At 32.1% G+C, this 18,511-nt stretch carries 14 protein-coding genes; 11 read left to right on the forward strand and 3 right to left on the reverse strand.

Translation table 11 applies throughout. From position 1 onward, the window contains the following. Positions 1 to 50: 50 nt before the first annotated feature. The 3 genes from ileS (at position 51) to LJY17_RS12610 (ending at position 4,721) form a co-directional block, all read left to right on the forward strand. On the forward strand, positions 51 to 3,569 hold the full coding sequence (gene ileS / locus LJY17_RS12600; RefSeq protein ID WP_264544175.1) for an isoleucine--tRNA ligase: 3,519 nt from the start codon (positions 51 to 53) through the stop codon (positions 3,567 to 3,569). 9 nt (positions 3,570 to 3,578) lie between these two features. Beyond that, positions 3,579 to 3,959, forward strand: a complete 381-nt coding sequence (locus LJY17_RS12605; RefSeq protein ID WP_264544176.1) for a TraR/DksA family transcriptional regulator — start codon at positions 3,579 to 3,581, stop codon at positions 3,957 to 3,959. A gap of 159 nt (positions 3,960 to 4,118) precedes the next feature. Continuing rightward, positions 4,119 to 4,721, forward strand: a complete 603-nt coding sequence (locus LJY17_RS12610) for a lipoprotein signal peptidase (protein ID WP_264544177.1) — start codon at positions 4,119 to 4,121, stop codon at positions 4,719 to 4,721. A gap of 43 nt (positions 4,722 to 4,764) precedes the next feature. Here the strand turns inward: LJY17_RS12610 and LJY17_RS12615 are convergent, their stop codons facing one another. The 3 genes from LJY17_RS12615 to LJY17_RS12625 are packed head-to-tail and all read right to left on the reverse strand — an operon-like array spanning position 4,765 to position 6,793. Then, on the reverse strand, positions 4,765 to 4,968 hold the full coding sequence (locus LJY17_RS12615) for a hypothetical protein (RefSeq protein WP_264544178.1): 204 nt from the start codon (positions 4,966 to 4,968) through the stop codon (positions 4,765 to 4,767). A gap of 30 nt (positions 4,969 to 4,998) precedes the next feature. After that, positions 4,999 to 5,562, reverse strand: a complete 564-nt coding sequence (locus tag LJY17_RS12620) for a 5-formyltetrahydrofolate cyclo-ligase (protein ID WP_264544179.1) — start codon at positions 5,560 to 5,562, stop codon at positions 4,999 to 5,001. Then, positions 5,549 to 6,793: a pyridoxal phosphate-dependent decarboxylase family protein gene (locus LJY17_RS12625; protein ID WP_264544180.1), complete on the reverse strand. Its 1,245-nt coding sequence runs from the start codon at positions 6,791 to 6,793 to the stop codon at positions 5,549 to 5,551. The genes LJY17_RS12620 and LJY17_RS12625 overlap by 14 nt, the downstream gene beginning before the upstream one ends. A gap of 115 nt (positions 6,794 to 6,908) precedes the next feature. Between LJY17_RS12625 and uvrC the strand changes: the two genes are divergently transcribed. The 8 genes from uvrC to LJY17_RS12665 all read left to right on the forward strand — a co-directional run bounded on the left by uvrC (position 6,909) and on the right by LJY17_RS12665 (position 18,348). Next, positions 6,909 to 8,711: an excinuclease ABC subunit UvrC gene (gene uvrC / locus LJY17_RS12630; RefSeq protein WP_264544181.1), complete on the forward strand. Its 1,803-nt coding sequence runs from the start codon at positions 6,909 to 6,911 to the stop codon at positions 8,709 to 8,711. A gap of 1 nt (position 8,712) precedes the next feature. Further along, positions 8,713 to 10,911 (forward strand): patatin-like phospholipase family protein, encoded by a 2,199-nt coding sequence (locus LJY17_RS12635; protein WP_338441427.1) that lies wholly within the window; start codon positions 8,713 to 8,715, stop codon positions 10,909 to 10,911. Between the two features lie 99 nt (positions 10,912 to 11,010). Further along, on the forward strand, positions 11,011 to 12,486 hold the full coding sequence (locus LJY17_RS12640; RefSeq protein WP_264544183.1) for an amino acid permease: 1,476 nt from the start codon (positions 11,011 to 11,013) through the stop codon (positions 12,484 to 12,486). A 236-nt stretch (positions 12,487 to 12,722) separates the two neighbouring features. After that, positions 12,723 to 13,880 (forward strand): homogentisate 1,2-dioxygenase, encoded by a 1,158-nt coding sequence (locus LJY17_RS12645; protein ID WP_264544184.1) that lies wholly within the window; start codon positions 12,723 to 12,725, stop codon positions 13,878 to 13,880. Beyond that, positions 13,880 to 14,317: a hypothetical protein gene (locus LJY17_RS12650; RefSeq protein ID WP_264544185.1), complete on the forward strand. Its 438-nt coding sequence runs from the start codon at positions 13,880 to 13,882 to the stop codon at positions 14,315 to 14,317. The genes LJY17_RS12645 and LJY17_RS12650 overlap by 1 nt, the downstream gene beginning before the upstream one ends. Positions 14,318 to 14,330: 13 nt before the next feature. Beyond that, entirely contained in the window at positions 14,331 to 15,494 is a 1,164-nt protein-coding gene (gene hppD / locus LJY17_RS12655) for a 4-hydroxyphenylpyruvate dioxygenase (RefSeq protein ID WP_264544186.1), read from the forward strand. Between the two features lie 62 nt (positions 15,495 to 15,556). Further along, positions 15,557 to 16,834 carry a M48 family metalloprotease gene (locus tag LJY17_RS12660; protein ID WP_264544187.1) on the forward strand — a complete coding sequence of 426 codons (1,278 nt, stop codon included), beginning with the start codon at positions 15,557 to 15,559 and terminating at the stop codon, positions 16,832 to 16,834. Beyond that, entirely contained in the window at positions 16,831 to 18,348 is a 1,518-nt protein-coding gene (locus tag LJY17_RS12665) for a DUF6770 family protein (RefSeq protein ID WP_264544188.1), read from the forward strand. Before LJY17_RS12660 ends, LJY17_RS12665 begins: the two co-directional genes overlap by 4 nt. The last annotated feature ends 163 nt before the right edge of the window (positions 18,349 to 18,511 follow it).

Below are 18,511 nucleotides of genomic sequence, written 5' to 3' on the forward strand. Positions count from 1 at the left end.
TTATAAATCACTACTTTCGCGGATTGATTTTATAAAACGACCATAATAATATGAATTTCAACGAATACAAAGGACTTGACTTGCCTACAGTGGCATCAGAAGTGCTTGATTTTTGGAAAAAAAACAATGTTTTTGAACAATCTGTAACTTCTCGTGAAGGAGCTACTCCGTATGTGTTTTTTGAAGGACCGCCTTCAGCAAACGGATTACCGGGTATTCACCACGTGATGGCGCGTGCGATTAAAGATATTTTTTGTCGTTACAAAACTCAAAAAGGTTTCCAAGTAAAGCGCAAAGCGGGCTGGGATACGCACGGTTTGCCTGTTGAATTAGGAACCGAAAAAGAATTAGGCATCACTAAAGAAGATATCGGAAAAACGATTTCGGTAACTGAATACAACGAAGCGTGTAAGCGCACCGTTATGCGTTATACTGACGTATGGAATGACCTTACGGAAAAAATGGGGTATTGGGTAGATATGGAAGATCCGTATGTAACTTACAAATCGAAATATATGGAATCGGTTTGGTGGTTACTAAAACAGATTTATAACAAAGATTTGTTGTACAAAGGATATACCATCCAACCGTATTCGCCAAAAGCGGGAACAGGTTTGTCTTCTCACGAAGTAAATCAACCAGGTTCCTATCGTGATGTAACGGATACTACAATTGTAGCGCAGTTTAAAGCCAAAGACGAAACTTTACCAAGTTTCTTACAAGGTTTTGGAACCATTCATTTCTTGGCTTGGACAACAACTCCTTGGACATTGCCATCAAATACTGCATTAACCGTTGGTCCTAAAATCGATTATGTTTTAGTAAAAACGTTCAATCAATATACATTCGAACCTATCAATGTAATTCTTGCTAAAACATTAGTAGGAAAACAGTTTGGTAATAAAACAATAGATATTTCAAGTGATACTTTGTTTAATAAATATTTGTCTGAAAGTGATTCATTACAAGCTTATGAAGAGTTTTTAAATGGAGAAATAAATGAATTAACACTTCGAGTAAAAGATGCAACTCATCCTGAATTAGTCAAGGAAAGAATTGATCTTTTAGGAAAAATAAGAAATAAAATACCTTTTAAGATTATTGCAGAAGCAAAAGGTGCTGATTTGGTAGGAATTCGTTACGAACAATTATTGCCTTGGGCGTTACCATACCAAAATCCTGAAAATGCATTCAGAGTAATTTCGGGAGATTTCGTTACTACCGAAGATGGTACGGGTATCGTTCACACGGCACCGACTTTTGGAGCGGATGATGCTAAAGTAGCAAAAGAAGCGACTCCAGAAGTACCACCAATGTTGGTATTGGATGAAAATGGAAATCCGGTTCCTCTAGTTGACTTACAAGGAAAATTTGTTGCGCAATTAGGTGATTTTGGAGGGAAGTACGTAAAGAATGAATACTACAATGATGGTGAAGCACCTGAAAAATCAGTAGACGTTGAAATCGCGATTCGTTTAAAAGAAGAAAACAAAGCCTTTAAGGTTGAAAAATACGTCCACAGTTACCCACATTGTTGGAGAACCGACAAACCAATTTTATACTATCCATTAGATTCTTGGTTCATCAAAGTAACCGAAATCAAAGATAGAATGTTCGACTTAAACGAAACCATCAACTGGAAACCAAAAGCTACAGGAGAAGGTCGTTTCGGAAATTGGTTGAAAAATGCCAACGATTGGAATTTGTCACGTTCTAGATATTGGGGAATTCCTTTACCAATTTGGAGAACAGAAGATAAAACCGAAGAAACCTGTATTGGTTCTGTAGAAGAATTATTCAACGAAATTGAAAAAGCGGTTGCTGCTGGTTTCATGACTGAAAATCCATACAAAGGATTCCAAATCGGAAATATGGAAGAAACAAATTACTATTTAGTTGATTTACACAAAAATATTGTAGATAACATCGTTTTAGTTTCGCCATCAGGTAAACCAATGAATCGCGAAACGGATTTAATTGATGTTTGGTTCGATTCAGGCGCAATGCCTTATGCACAATGGCATTATCCTTTTGAAAACAAGGAATTAATTGATGGTCATCAATCATTCCCTGCTGATTTCATTGCAGAAGGAGTAGATCAAACGCGTGGTTGGTTCTATACCTTGCACGCCATCGGAACGTTGGTCTTTGATCAAGTAGCTTATAAAAATGTAGTATCAAACGGTTTAGTGCTAGACAAAAACGGACAAAAAATGTCAAAACGTCTAGGAAATGCGGTTGATCCATTCACCACTTTGGCTGAATACGGTCCAGATGCTACGCGTTGGTACATGATTTCTAATGCAAATCCATGGGATAACTTAAAGTTTGATATAGAAGGAGTGGCAGAAGTACGTCGTAAATTCTTTGGAACATTGTATAATACGTATTCGTTCTTTGCGTTATATGCGAACATTGACGGATTTAAATATGCTGAAGCAGAAGTGCCATTGGCTGAAAGACCTGAAATTGACCGTTGGATTTTGTCTGAATTACACACGTTAATCCAATTGGTTGATGAAGCCTATGCCGATTATGAACCAACCAAAGCGGCTCGTGCTATTTCTGATTTCGTTCAGGAAAACTTGAGTAACTGGTACGTGCGTTTATGTCGTCGTAGATTCTGGAAAGGGGAGTACGGAACAGATAAAATTGCGGCCTATCAAACGCTTTACACGTGCTTAATGACCGTTGCAAAATTATCGGCGCCAATCGCTCCGTTCTTTATGGATAGATTGTATAAGGACTTAAATGCGGCTACAAATGCCGAAAAATATAGTAGTGTACACTTAGCGGAGTTTCCAAATTTTGTTGAAAATTTTGTTGATAAATCGCTGGAAAGCAAAATGTTGAAAGCACAAACGGTTTCATCATTGGTGTTGTCACTTCGTAAAAAGGAGATGATAAAAGTACGTCAACCATTGCAAAAGGTAATGATTCCGGTACTTGACGAAGTACAACGTGCAGAAATTGAGGCAGTTTCTGATCTTATAAAAGCAGAAGTAAACGTTAAAGAAGTACAGCTTTTAGACGATGCTTCGGGCATATTAGTGAAGCAAATTAAACCAAATTTTAAAGCTTTAGGGCCAAAATTTGGAAAGGATATGAATCTGATTTCCAAAGGAATACAGGATTTTACACAAGAACAAATCGCAGAAATAGAGCGAAACGGTGAGATTTCTATTGTTATTTCAGGAAATAATGTTAATTTAACAACTCAAGATGTGGAAATTTCTTCACAAGATATTGAGGGTTGGTTGGTTGCTAATTCAAACGGTATAACAGTAGCATTGGATATAACAATTTCCGATGAATTAAGAAAAGAAGGTATCGCTAGGGAATTAGTAAATAGAATCCAAAATATCCGCAAAGATTCTGGTTTTGAAGTAACTGATAAAATTAAAGTTACCATGCTTAAAGATGGTATAATTCAGCAAGCGATAGAAGCTAATTCAGATTACATCAAATCAGAAACTTTAACAGAGGAACTTGTTTTCACAGAAAGTATCGATAATGGTACGGAAATTGAGTTTGATGAACTAAGAACTAAAATATTAATTTCAAAGTAGAAGGAAATTATGGTAGAAGAACAAATTAGATATTCTGATGCTGATTTAGCAGAATTCAAAGAATTGATCCAAAAGAAGTTAGAAAAAGCTAAAAATGATTTGGACTTAATCAAGAGTGCTTACCTTAATGATTTGAATAACGGTACCGATGATACATCACCAACATTCAAAGCGTTTGAAGAAGGAAGCGAGACAATGTCTAAGGAAGCCAACTCACAGTTAGCAATTCGTCAGGAGAAATTTATTCGTGATTTGAAAAATGCTTTAATCCGTATTGAGAATAAAACCTACGGGATTTGTAAAGTAACAGGAAAACTTATAAATAAAGAAAGATTAAAACTGGTTCCTCATGCCACTATGAGTATCGAAGCAAAGAACTTGCAACGTTAATCTTTTTCTAAAAATGACTGAACGCTCCTTTTTGGAGCGTTTTTTATGTAATAATGTTTATTTTTGTCCTACAAAGAAAAATAATGGAATCGCAACGATGAATAATATGTCAAATAAAGCGATTGCATTTGACTGCTGAAAAGCAATAAATATTAACAAATGAATTTAAAGAAAGCCTATCTAATCGTTTTTTTGGTTTTATTAATTGACCAAATATCCAAAATATATGTAAAAACACATTTTGTACTTCATGAAGAGGTTGGAGTATTTAGTTGGTTTAAAATTTTATTCATCGAAAACGAAGGTATGGCTTGGGGAGCTGAAATTCCAGGAGCTTATGGTAAAATTGCGTTAACACTATTTCGTATTCTTGCCGTTTTTGGTATTGGATACTGGTTGTGGGATTCGGTTAGAAAAAGCGGATCTAATCTTTTAATAATTGCGATTTCTTTAATTCTTGCTGGTGCTTTTGGTAATATTATAGATTCTGTTTTTTATGGTCGTATCTTTAATGACAGTTCATACGAAGTAGCAACTTTATTTTCAAAAGAACCATATGGAAAATGGTTTTATGGGAAAGTAGTGGATATGTTCTATTTCCCAATTATAAAGGATTATCCAATGCCAACATGGGTTCCGTTTTTAGGAGGTAAAAATTTCACTTTTTTCAATGCCATTTTTAATATTGCTGATGTAGCTATTTCTACCGGAGTAGGGATCTTGATTGTATTTAATAAAAAAGCATTTGGTTCAAAAAACTAATAAATAAAGACGTAAAAAAAGCCCTCACTGAGGGCTTTTTTTATTATCTGTTATGTCCAGGAGCATGGTTTCTTGCACTTTTGTCTCCGTGCATTTTTTTAGCATGACCTGGTGGAATTCTTTTTTCTTTTACCACTACTGTTCTTCTTGGTCCGGGATGATGGACATGAACACAACTAGCTAAACTAATTGCAACTAAAAAGAACGTAACAATTGTACGAATTCTTTTAAAATATTGATTACTCATAGGTTAAGTTTTAGGTTTTGCGAATATAAACTAAAACTTGATTACTCCAAAGGGTGTTATACAATAATCTAATTTTATATCATTATCTTGTATATCATCAATAACATCTTCAGGATCAAAATAGGAAAGCCCAATTTTGATACTTTCTGTTTTACATTTGCTTAAAAATTTATCGTAAAAGCCTTTGCCATATCCTACACGGTTTCCTTTTTTATCATAAGCTAATAAAGGAACAAAAATCACTTCTATTTTGTTTATAGGTACTTCAATGCCATCCACAGGTTCGGGAATTCCGTAAGAGTTGACTTTTATTGTTGTATTATCTGTCAATAAATAATGAGTCATTGACAAATCTTCAAAATTTGATTTTGAAATCACTATTTCTTTATCTCTTCCAGCTAAAATTTGAAGAATAAATTCAGTGTTAATTTCTTTTTGCTTTTCTATAGGTAAAAACAAATGAAAGTAAGTCTTGTCCCAAATGGGTAAATCAATACAATGATTAGCAATGATTAAACTATCATTCATTATTTCATCAAACGTTAGTTGCTTTCTTAATGCTTTGTATTTTGTTCGCAAATCAGCTTTTAACATGTAAATTTTCTTTTAAATCGGATATAAAAGTACTTAAATGATCGACTTCTACGTGATCCATTATTACAATTTTATACCATTTATTGTTTTCATCATGTTTTTGAGGAACCAAATCATACTTTTCTTCTAAATTTTTAGAGATATATTTAGATGGAATTGTCACAATATTCATATTTGGTTCTCTAAAGTAAGGAACACTTAACGATTTCAATTGTTCACACAACCAGTTGGTACGCATTTGTAGAACGCTTACTTTTTCAAACCAGCCAAAAGGACCATAAGTAAACAAGATCATCCAAACTGAAACAGCATTAGAACCACTTCGACTTCCACAAAGAGTTAAATCCATTCCTTCTACATACTCGGCTTCTTTAGTTAAAACGTTTTCAATTAGTCCTTTTCTACAAATAAAAACACCTGTTCCATAAGGAGCTTGTAACATTTTGTGAGCATCAATTGTTATGGAGCTAATTTTAGGATTACTAAAGTTAATCGAATTATTTTTATTGCTGAACGGATAAACAAAACCACCATAAGCAGCGTCAATATGAAGTTTATAAATTAATTGATGTTTTTCTAACACCGAAATATAATCTTCTGGGTCATCAACAGCACCAAACATTGTGGTTCCCATGTTAGAAACAATTATAAAATATTTCTTGCCGTTTTGTTTTGCTTCAATAAGTAAACTTTCTAATTCCGATTTTTTAATTTTTCTTGTTTCAAAATCAACAGGAACTTGAATTCTATCTAACATTAATAAGTTAGCTGCCTTTGGAATGGAATAATGAGTGTCTTCTGAAGCGACAATGGTAATTTCGTTCAAAGATGCACCATAAATGTTCATGAATAAATTGCGATACATCCAAATGGCTTGAATATTAGCCTCTGTACCTCCTGGAGCTATATAACCATCATAACTTTCTGGCTTTGCTTTAAAAATGTCTACTGCTAAAACTTTCAGCACCTCTCTCTCAATTTCTTGTGTACCACTAAAAGCTTTTTCGGAAGAACCTATGGTATGGCAACCAATATGATTTGGATTAGCAACATAGGTTTTTAAAGTTGGTGCATCTTTAAGAAAAGAAGCGTCGCTGTAAAATACTTTGTTATCTAATTTTGACGCTGGATAACCCAAAGAAGCATCATTTGAAAAATTCACATTTTCCAATAGTGCTTTTTCAATACGTTCTTGACGTTCTTCCTGACTTAATTTTTTCCAAGTAATCATAACTAATCAATTTAAATCAAAACTATTGGTTTTAGAAACTAAAAAATATGATAAATGTTAGTTGAGCTTTATACCAATGGAATTCGTAAATTTGAACGTATATTAAAAATAAAAAATGCCTACACCTTTAGAGCTCCAAATACAAACCTTACCAGATAATCCAGGAGTTTATCAGTATTATGATAAAGATGGTAAAATACTTTATGTAGGTAAGGCTAAAAATCTAAAAAAAAGAGTCTCTTCTTATTTCAATAAAATACATGATAACGCTAAGACTAATGTTTTGGTCAAAAAAATTGTAAGCATTAAACATATTGTAGTTCCTACAGAGACTGATGCGCTCTTGTTAGAGAATAATTTGATAAAAACGCTTCAGCCACGTTATAATGTCCTTTTACGAGATGACAAAACCTATCCGTGGATTTGCATCAAAAACGAACGTTTTCCGCGAATTTTTTCTACCCGAAAAATGATAAAGGACGGTTCTGAATATTTTGGACCTTATACGAGTTTTAAAACAGTGCATACAATTTTGGATTTGGTTAAAGAACTTTATCCTTTACGAACTTGTAATTTTGATTTGACCAAAGCTAATATTGATAGTGGAAAGTTTAAAGTGTGTTTAGAATATCATATTGGGAATTGTAAAGGGCCATGTGAAGGTTTAGAAACAATAGCTAATTATGAAAAACAAGTTCAAGCGATTCGTGAAATTTTAAAAGGGAATTTCAAAGAAAGCTTAAAGGAGTTTAAAAAACTGATGACCGATTTAGCAATGGACATGAAGTTTGAAGAAGCTCAAAAAATAAAAGAGAAAATTGAAGTGCTTGAAAATTATCAGGCGAAATCAACCATATTAAATCCTAAAATCTCAAATGTTGATGTGTTTTCTATTATTTCTGATGAAAGTATGGCTTACGTTAATTTTCTCCAAATATCGTATGGGGCAATTGTACGTTCACATACTCTTGAGCTTAAAAAGAAGCTAGAAGAAACAGATGAAGAATTACTAGAATTGGCTGTAGTAGAACTTCGAGAGCGTTTTCATTTGAATTCTAGAGAAATTATTGTACCTTTTGAATTGGATTTTGGTGACAAAATAAAAGTAACGGTACCGCAGTTGGGCGATAAAAAACAAATTTTAGAATTATCCCTGCGCAATGCCAAATATTATCGAATGGATCAGTTAAAACAAATTCAAATTGTAGATCCTGACAGACATACCAATCGCATTATGGCTCAAATGCAAAAAGATTTACGATTGTCTGTCGAACCACGTCACATAGAATGTTTCGATAATTCGAATATTCAGGGAACAAATCCCGTTTCAGCTTGTGTAGTCTTTAAGGATGGTAAGCCAAGTAAGAAAGATTATCGTCATTTCAATATAAAAACGGTCGAGGGGCCAAATGATTTTGCTTCTATGGAAGAAGTCGTTTACAGACGCTATAAAAGATTATTGGACGAAAACGAGTCATTACCGCAGTTAATCATCATCGATGGTGGAAAAGGGCAGTTGTCTTCGGCTTTAAAAAGTCTAGACGATTTAGGACTTCGAGGTAAAATAGCTATCATTGGTATTGCAAAACGACTTGAAGAGATTTTTTATCCCGGAGATTCAGTTCCGTTGTATTTAGATAAAAAATCAGAAACACTAAAAACCATTCAGCATTTGCGTAATGAAGCGCATCGTTTTGGAATTACTTTTCATCGAGATAAAAGAAGCAAAGCAGCCATTCAAACATCGATAGAAACTATTCCAGGTATAGGCGAAAAAACAATGATTACATTAATAAAACATTTTAAATCTGTTAAAAGATTGTCAAAAGCGACTGAAAATGAGATTTCTGATGTTGTAGGGCTTTCAAAAGCCAAAAAAATTATCGAATTTTACAAGGAATTCAATTCGTCAAAATAGAATGAAAAAATCTCTCACGCTGATTTTATTTTTTTTCCTGACTTTTTCTGCTTTTTCTCAAGAACAAAAAAAACCTAAAATTGGTTTGGTTTTGAGTGGAGGAGGTGCAAAAGGGTTGGCACACATTGGTGTGCTTAAAGAAATTGAAAAAGCAGGTATTAAAATTGACTATATAGGCGGAACTAGTATGGGTGCAATTATAGGTGGTTTATATGCTGCTGGTTATACCGCCCATGAGCTAGACTCTATTTTTAGAGATGTAAATACAGATGCTTTAATTCAGGATGATATTCCTAGAAAAAACAAAACATTTTACGAGAAATACAACGATGAGGTCTATGTTGTGACTCTCCCTTTTCAAAAAATGAGGGTTTCGGTACCAAAGGGTTTATCAAAGGGTCTTTATAACTACAATTTATTAAGCAGACTTACACACAAATACAGACATGAAAACGATTTTAATAAGCTTAAAATCCCTTTTGTTTGCATTGCTACAAATGTAGAAACTGGTAAAGAGGTTGTTTTTAGAGAAGGTTCATTGCCTTTAGCTATTACAGCAAGTGGTGCTTTTCCATCTTTGTTTTCTCCTGTGGAGATTTATGGTAGTTATTATATCGATGGTGGGGTGACCAATAATTATCCAGTTGAAGAAGTGAAAAAGATGGGTGCCGATATTGTCATTGGTGTAGATGTTCAGGATGGTCTAAAAAATATTAATCAAATTAATGGGGCAGCTGGGGTTCTTGTTCAAATTTCAAATTTCCAAATGGTGGAAAGAATGAAACAAAAAATTGCACAGACAGATGTTTACATAAAGCCTAATATTGAAGGCTATTCGGTGATATCTTTTGAAGATGGAGAAGCTATTATTCAGAAAGGAGTTGATGCGGCTCAGAAGGTTAAAGACAAATTAACTGCTTTAGGAACAAATTACAAGACAGAACGAGAAAATAAAGCTAAAATAGATAGTTTATACATAAAAGGTATAGGTGTAAATGGGTTGAAAAATTATACTAGATCTTATGTATTAGGAAAGTTAAGATTTAGACCTAATGAAAAAATTACCTATGAAGAGCTCAGTAGCGGAATGAACAATCTCAATGCAACTCAAAATTTTAGTTCTATAAATTATAAATTAGAGAAAAGAAATGAGGAAGAAACATTAATTCTTAATGTTCGTGAAAACCCAGTTAGAACCTATCTAAAATTGGCTCTTCATTATGATGATTTGTTTAAGTCAGCTGCCTTATTAAATATTACTAAGAAAAATCTATTATTCAAAAATGATGTTGCTTCAGCAGATGTAATTCTAGGTGATAATATTCGCTATAATTTAGACTATTATATAGATAATGGATTTCATTGGAGTTTTGGAGTAAAATCTAGTTTTGATCAATTTAAGAGAATAAGTAGAAACGATTTTAAAGGAGGAAAGTTAAAATCTAAACTAGGATTAGAAGAAATAGATATCGATTATCATCAGCTTACCAATCAAGCTTATGTGCAAACTATCTTTTTTCAAAAGTTTCTTATTGGAGCTGGATTGAAACATGAGTTTATGGAAATAAACTCGAAAACTACTGAAAATATTATTCCAAGAATCGACAGAAGTAATTATATTTCGGCAGCAGGTTTTATGAAGTTTGACTCCTTTACCAATAAATTTTTCCCAACAAAAGGATGGTATTTTATGGGTGATGCTCAAATGTATTTGTATTCTTCAAATTATGCTGCTGACTTTCAAAAATTTACGCTTTTGAAGGCTGATATGGGTGTAGTGCAAACTTTCTTTAAAAAAGTTTCTGTAAAACTACAAACTGAAGGAGGATTTGTAGTAGGGGAAAATGTAAATAATATTTTTGATTTTAATCTTGGAGGTTATGGTTTTCATCGATTTGGAAATTTTAAACCATTTTATGGTTATGATTATTTAGCATTATCAGGTAACAGTTATGTGAAAGGAAGCGCTTCGGCGGATTATGAGTTTTATAGAAAAAACCATTTAAATTTTACTGCAAACTTCTCAAATATAGGAAATAAAATCTTCGATAAGCAAGAATGGCTTGTTAAGCCTAATTATACAGGTTACGCCTTTGGATATGGATTGGAAACTTTTATTGGTCCAGTCGAAATAAAACATAGTTGGTCTCCTGAAACTAATAAACATTTTACTTGGTTTAGTGTTGGGTTTTGGTTTTAAAGTGTTTAATTGTTAAATAAAAAGTAGAAAATCTTTTTTTTTGTGCAATTGTTTTTAAAAAAGCCTATTTTTGGAAGCACTAAACCAAAATTAAAATTTATGTCAATTTGGAAAAGAAAATCTATCGACTTGTTGCTTGCTGAAGCAGCTGACTCGGAGAAAGGATTAAAAAGAACATTAACCGCTTGGACTCTTGTAGCCCTCGGAATTGGAGCAATCATTGGTGCAGGTTTGTTCGTGAGAACTGCAGCTGCAGCTGCAAATAGCGCAGGACCTTCAGTAACTATTGGTTTTATAGTTGCCGCTATTGGATGTGCTCTTGCAGGATTATGTTATGCTGAATTATCGTCTTCAATTCCTATTGCAGGAAGTGCTTACACATACACTTATGCTACAATGGGAGAATTTCTAGCTTGGATTATAGGTTGGGATTTAATATTAGAATACGCTGTGGGAGCAGCAACTGTAGGTATTGCTTGGAGTGAATATCTTAATAATCTACTGGTCAATGTTTTTCATGTCAGTCCAATTCCTTATGAATGGTGTCATTCACCTTTTCAAACATCAGCTGATGGAGTTAGTGGAATCATCAATTTACCAGCTTTATTTATCGTAGGAGCTTTAAGTTTATTATTGATTAGAGGAACTCAAGAATCGGCATTTGTTAATGGAATAATAGTGGTTTTAAAAGTGGCTATTGTTATATTAATTATTATTATAGGATGGCAGTTTATTAATCCTGTTAATCATGCAGAATATATACCAAAATCCACTATTTATACTGATAAGTCAGGATTAGATCATCATTTTGGTGGTATACCTGGGATTTTAGGTGCAGCTGGTACTGTGTTCTTTGCTTTTATTGGTTTCGATGCAGTTTCGACAGCAGCTCAGGAAACTAAAAATCCAAAAAGAGACATGCCTATTGGTATTTTAGGTTCTTTGGCTGTATGTACAGTTTTATATATTTTATTTGCTCACGTTTTAACAGGTGTTGCAACAGTAGAAGATTTTAGAGGTGAAGGTGGAGAAGCATCAGTAGCTTATGCAATCCAAAAATATATGGTTGGTTATGAGTGGTTAGGTCAATTTGTGACTGTAGCTATTTTAGCTGGTTTCTCATCAGTAATTTTAGTAATGTTATTAGGGCAGTCTCGCGTGTTTTATTCAATGGGTAATGATGGTTTGTTACCAAAAGTGTTCAGCGAAGTTCATCCTAAATATAAAACACCTTATAAAGCAAACATGATTATTTTTGTTATTGTAGGTTTGTTTGCAGCTTTTGTTCCTGGAGATATTGTTGGAGATATGACAAGTATTGGAACTTTATTTGCTTTCATTTTAGTTTGTATTTCGGTTATTGTACTTAGAAAAACAAACCCTGATATGAAACGTGAATTTAAAACTCCTTTAGTTCCATTTGTTCCAATTTTAGGAGTAGGAGTTTGTTTAGCCATGGTGTATGGTTTAGGATGGCCAAACTGGTTGCGTCTTTTTGCTTGGATGGCTATTGGAGTTGTTATCTATTTCGGATATAGTAAAAAGAATAGTAAATTAAATAACGGACAACAATAAGGTTCAATCATATAATATAAATCCCAAATTCAATTTGGGATTTTTTTGTTTTAAAAACTAATAGATTTTTCCGATATTTGTAAGAGTATGGAAACCATTTTTAAAGGTTTATTAGCGCACTTAAAGTTCCTCATCAAGAGAAATCCTGAATGAGCGTTACTCTTTTTGATTTAAAAACGACAGTTTATAGTTGTAATAACTGTAAACTTTACTTTAAACTTTTAAACTAAAAAGAAATGCCATTTTATCATAAATTAGGAAAAATACCTTATAAGAGACATATACAATTCCGTAAAGAAAACGGTGATTTGTACTATGAGCAATTGTTTGGTACAATAGGGTTTGACGGAATGTCAACCAATATGTACCATGAAAATAGACCAACACAGGTTAAAGAAATTAGAAAACAATATTCTGTAGCGCCCAAAATCGCTAAATCCAATAATATTCAATCTTATAGATTGCGTGGTTTTCAGGTGGAACCAACAGATGATTTTCTAGAAAGTCGAAAAATTGTTTTGACGAATTCTGATTGTCACATTGCATTGGCTGCGCCTAAGAAATCAACAACTGATTATTTTTATAAAAATACAGATTCTGACGAGGTGATTTTTATTCACCGTGGAACAGGAAAACTAAGAACTATGCTTGGGAATCTTGATTTCAAATATGGTGATTATTTAGTTATTCCGCGCGGAATGATTTACAAAATTGATTTTGATACAGAAGATAACAGATTATTTATTGTCGAATCTCACAGGCCAATTTATACACCAAAACGTTATCGTAACTGGTTTGGGCAATTATTGGAGCATGCGCCTTTCTGCGAAAGGGATATTCGTCAACCTCAAGAATTAGAAACGTATAACGAAAAAGGAGATTTTGTTATCAAAGTAAAAAAGAAAGACGAAATCTTTGAAATGGTATACGCAACACATCCTTTTGATGTAATTGGATATGATGGGTTTAATTATCCGTATGCATTATCTATCCATGATTTTGAACCAATAACAGGTAGAATTCACCAACCGCCTCCAGTGCATCAAACATTTGAATCAGATGCTTTTGTAATCTGTTCGTTTGTGCCACGTTTGTACGATTATCATCCTGAATCTATTCCGGCCCCATACAATCATAGTAATATCGATAGTGATGAAGTATTGTATTATGTGGATGGAGATTTTATGAGTCGTAACGATATTGAAGCAGGTCATATTTCGTTGCATCCTGCAGGGATTCCGCATGGTCCTCATCCAGGGGCGACTGAAAGAAGTATTGGTAAAACTGAAACTCAAGAGTTGGCAGTTATGGTCGATACTTTCAAGCCTTTAATGGTTACTGAAGATGCTATGAAAATAGCTGATGAAAAGTATTATCAATCTTGGTTAGATTAATGAATTACGGTAAATTACCAGCAGATCCATCAGCTTTAATATTTGGGACTATTGCTTCGGTTATTATAGTTTTAGGTTTCTGTTGCGGGCTATTAGTGTTTCTTTCTTTGATTATAGGTATAATAGGGTTAATACTTTCGATTAAAAGCCTTAAAGAATATGAATTGAATCCAACTAATTATTCGCGCCAAACGTATCAAAATGTATATGTTGCAAAAATTGTTTGTTTAGTTGCTACGATTTTATCTTCATTATATTTCATAGTAGTTTTGGTTATGGTTGCAATTTATCAAGTAAGTTTACTTGATGCTTTCAAAAATAAAATTGAAGAAAAAAAGAATCAGGAAATCAACGATTCCATTTTAAGGTACAAACAAAATTATCAAAATAACTCGCTTTATATAGATTCTACAGATGTAGATTCACTTTATAATTAAAAAATAAAATATCATGTCACAAGAAATAAAATCAGTAGAATACGGATTAGAAAAAATATTTGAAGGGGCACAAGATTTCCTTCCTTTGTTAGGAACAGATTATGTAGAGTTTTATGTAGGGAATGCTAAGCAAGCTGCTCATTTTTACAAAACAGCTTTCGGATTTCAATCATTAGCGTATGCAGGTTTAGAAACTGGTGTTAAAGACAGAGCTTCATATGTTTTAAAGCAAGATAAAATTCGTTTGGTGTTAACTACAGCTTTAAATAGCAATTCACCTATTGGAGAACATGTAAAAAAACATGGTGATGGTGTAAAAGTTATTGCGCTTTGGGTAGAAGATGCGCGTTCGGCATTTGAAGAAACTACAAAACGTGGAGCAAAATCTTATTTTGAGCCAGTTGTTGAAAAAGATGAAAATGGTGAAGTTGTTCGCGCAGGTATTTATGGCGCTTACGGTGAGACAGTTTTTGTTTTTGTTGAACGTAAAAACTATAACGGGATCTTTTTGCCAGGATATAGTGAATGGAAATCTAATTATAATCCAGAACCAGTTGGACTAAAATATATTGACCACATGGTTGGAAACACTGGTTGGAACAGAATGAATGAAGCGGTAAAATGGTTTGAAGATGTGATGGGGTTTGTGAATTTCCTTTCTTTCGACGACAAGCAAATTACTACTGAATATTCAGCTTTGATGTCTAAAGTAATGTCGAATGGTAATGGTCGTATCAAGTTTCCAATTAACGAACCAGCAAACGGTAAAAAGCGTTCTCAAATTGAAGAGTACTTAGATTTCTATGAAGATGAGGGAGTTCAACACATCGCTGTTGCTACAGATGATATTATTAAAACTGTTGCAGATATGCGTGCTCGTGGTATTGAATTTTTAAGTACACCGCCACAAGCGTATTATGATGCAATTCCAGAAAGATTAAAAGATCACATGTCTAAATTCAAAGAAGACATCAATGAATTACAAAAATTAGGAATTATGATTGATGCGGATGAGGAAGGATATTTATTGCAGATTTTTACAAAGCCAGTAGAAGATCGTCCAACACTTTTCTTTGAAATTATCCAAAGAATGGGAGCTAGAGGATTTGGTGCAGGTAATTTTAAAGCACTTTTTGAGTCAATCGAAAGAGAACAAGAATTGAGAGGTACTTTGTAAAAAAATGAAACAATCTTACTGTTTAGAAATAAATATTATATTTGTTTCTAAACAGTTTTTTTATGAAAATTCTTAATATACTTTTTTTAATTGTTTTTTCATTAAAATGTTTTGGGCAAGAAAGAATAGAATTACTTGACACTATAAATTCCAATTCATTCAAACATGAATTATCAGAATTTTATAAATTAAAATATACTACTTTTAATGAAAGTTTAGATGTAAATTCTGTAAATAAATCTAAACTATCTAAAAATATTTATCTAGAATACCAAAAGGAGTTTTTAGAAAAGATAGGCAACAATAATTTTATTTCAGATAAAAATTTAAATGATTACGCTCAAAAGCTTTTGTTCGAAATTTTAGATATCAACAAATTAGCCAAAAAAGATTATAGAGTTTTAGTTTCCAATGACTCAGAAAAAAATGCCTATAACACTGGAGACGGAACAATCGTTGTAAACTATGGTTTGTTTACTGTTTTAGATAATGAAGATGAATTGGTTTTTGTTTTATGTCATGAAATAGGCCATCAAGTGCTACAACATGTTAAAAAAGAAGTTGATAATTTTGTCAGTTTAAATACTTCTGAAGAAATCATTAATAAAACAAAAGAAATAAAGAATTTAAAATATAATCGTTCTAAAGCAGCTAATACATTTCTACTGAAATTAAATTATAAAAATTATTTTCATAGAAGAAAAAAAGAAATTGAAGCTGATTCTTTAGGCTTTCATTTCTACTCGAAAACAAAAAGAGATTTAAATAATTCCATTAGTCTTTTAAATAAATTAGATGATTCTAACAAAGAAATGGATTCGTTAACGGTTCGTGATTACAAAACTTTATTTGAAACCGAAACGTATAAAATCAAAAACAAATATTTTGAAGTTGAAGAATCAATCTTTAAAAAATACGATTACAAGCCCGCTTATCAAATAGACTCTTTGAAAACACATCCAGATTGTTTATACAGAATAAAAAATCTTCAAAAATTTATTAATAACCAGAACATCAAAGCAATCGATTCTAGCAAATTTATCGAGTTAAAGAAAAAGGCGAATTATCAAAACTTATATAATTTGTATGTAAGAGGTGAGTTTGGAATTTGCTTGTATGAGTCTTTAAAAGAATACAAAAAAACGAGTAGTAAATTTTACAAAGACTTGATTTTTTTAAACCTGATTGAAATTCAAAAGGCAAAAAGAAACCAAACTATATCAAAATATATTCCTCAAATGGACTTGGTATATAATTCTCCAAGTTTGAATCGATTCATTAACATAATCAATAATTTAAAAAACACCGATTTAGAAATAATAATTCAAAAATTTAAATGAAAAAGATAAGAATATTATTAATCGTCTTGATGATGTGTATGCAATCTGTAGGGGCTCAGATTATTGAGTTAAATAAGTTGTCTACAGGTAGATTTTACCATTCTGAAGAAATAAAAGACAATAAAAATAATATAAAAGGATATTTCCTATTGTTTGAATCAGACAAAATTCAAAAAGAAAAATTTTTATTGGAATACATCGTTTTAGATGAAAATTTAACTAAAGTAACAAACGGTTTTATTGAAGAAATGAAATATAGTTCGTTTCTTTTAAAATCAGACAGAATTACATTTGATATCACTCTGTTCAATAATAAATTATTAATAGAATTGAACGATGATACTGAGAACGGAAAGTTTTTTAGACGCTATAGAACTTTAGATTTATCAAATAATAAAATGAGTGATATTTTTATCTTTAGAAATGGTAAAGTTGAAGTGAAACCAGAATTTGATAGAAAACTAAAAAATTTTGATGCCAATCAGACCGATGAAATTATTGGGATAAATGAGGTCGGTCTGATAGCTATAAAAGAAGATAAAGATCAAACTGGAAAAGAAAAATCTTTATTTTGCTTAGACGATAATTTTAATAATAAATGGAAAACAACCTACGAAACTTCTAAAAACGATCATGGTTTTAAAGAATTAAAATTTTTAAACGCATCGAAAGAGTATGTATTGTTTTCAAATCATTATACAAAATCCGGATATTATAAACCTGTCAATTCTGTTTTGTGTTTTAACAATGCTACAGGCAAACAAAATTTTGAATATTTATTCTCAAACCAAGATAAATATACTTACAAAGTAGTTGATTCTTATATGCAGAATGATGAATTGACATTGTTAGGAAATTACTCAAAAAGATCTGATTACGGATTTATTCGAGATGAAGAGAATCTAGGTATCTTCAAAATTAAGTTAAGTCTTGAAAATGGAAAGAAATTAGAAGAAAAGTTTTTAAACTGGACCGAACTATCTCCAAAAGTTGACATCGATAAATATGGAGAAATTAAAAAAGAAGGGAATATTTTCGTTCATGATCTTATCCAATTAAGTAATGGCAAAATTATTGCAGTTTGTGAAGCTTTTAAAAGAAAACCAGTAACTACAAATAATATATATTTTTTAGAGATTTCCGCTAAATTCACGTTTGATAAAATTTTAATTGCTGAAAAATTTAGAAATAAGTTTCCTGGAACTGAAGCACCTTCAAGAGTAATTAAAGAAGCTGGTGGATTTGATTATATGGATTTTCAAGATTTAGACGATGATGAATTTCTTTTTTACTTTAGTGATAATGAGAAAAATTCAAAAAATAGAAATCAAAATACAAAATTTGGAATAGTCTCATATAGTAATAATGAGTTTATCAAAAAGCAGTTGGATTTAAAAACTAACACCAGCAAAATATTTGCTTTTCCTGGGAAAAAAGGATATATGATGTTAATTGAATTTTTTGATTCTAATAAAAAATCTTCTGAGATTAGACTGGAAAAAGTTAACATGTAAATTTCAAAATCATCCAAAGAGTGGAGACTCGTGGTTTTGGTGCAGGTAATTTTAAAGCACTTTTTGAGTCAATCGAAAGAGAACAAGAATTGAGAGGTACTTTGTAAAATATTGAATAAAATTGATTAAAATCCGAAGAAAGTAATTTTTTCGGATTTTTTAT

It is taken from the genome of Flavobacterium hankyongi, assembly GCF_036840915.1.
GTDB lineage: Bacteria > Bacteroidota > Bacteroidia > Flavobacteriales > Flavobacteriaceae > Flavobacterium > Flavobacterium hankyongi.

Coding starts and splice junctions, on each gene's coding strand:
- hppD (WP_264544186.1), top strand. CDS start 14,331: ATGTCACAAGAAATAAAATCAGTAGAATACGGATTAGAAAAAATATTT.
- LJY17_RS12625 (WP_264544180.1), bottom strand. CDS start 6,793: ATGATTACTTGGAAAAAATTAAGTCAGGAAGAACGTCAAGAACGTATT.
- LJY17_RS12650 (WP_264544185.1), top strand. CDS start 13,880: ATGAATTACGGTAAATTACCAGCAGATCCATCAGCTTTAATATTTGGG.
- LJY17_RS12660 (WP_264544187.1), top strand. CDS start 15,557: ATGAAAATTCTTAATATACTTTTTTTAATTGTTTTTTCATTAAAATGT.
- LJY17_RS12615 (WP_264544178.1), bottom strand. CDS start 4,968: ATGAGTAATCAATATTTTAAAAGAATTCGTACAATTGTTACGTTCTTT.
- LJY17_RS12620 (WP_264544179.1), bottom strand. CDS start 5,562: ATGTTAAAAGCTGATTTGCGAACAAAATACAAAGCATTAAGAAAGCAA.
- LJY17_RS12640 (WP_264544183.1), top strand. CDS start 11,011: ATGTCAATTTGGAAAAGAAAATCTATCGACTTGTTGCTTGCTGAAGCA.
- ileS (WP_264544175.1), top strand. CDS start 51: ATGAATTTCAACGAATACAAAGGACTTGACTTGCCTACAGTGGCATCA.
- LJY17_RS12665 (WP_264544188.1), top strand. CDS start 16,831: ATGAAAAAGATAAGAATATTATTAATCGTCTTGATGATGTGTATGCAA.
- LJY17_RS12645 (WP_264544184.1), top strand. CDS start 12,723: ATGCCATTTTATCATAAATTAGGAAAAATACCTTATAAGAGACATATA.
- LJY17_RS12635 (WP_338441427.1), top strand. CDS start 8,713: ATGAAAAAATCTCTCACGCTGATTTTATTTTTTTTCCTGACTTTTTCT.
- LJY17_RS12605 (WP_264544176.1), top strand. CDS start 3,579: ATGGTAGAAGAACAAATTAGATATTCTGATGCTGATTTAGCAGAATTC.
- LJY17_RS12610 (WP_264544177.1), top strand. CDS start 4,119: ATGAATTTAAAGAAAGCCTATCTAATCGTTTTTTTGGTTTTATTAATT.
- uvrC (WP_264544181.1), top strand. CDS start 6,909: ATGCCTACACCTTTAGAGCTCCAAATACAAACCTTACCAGATAATCCA.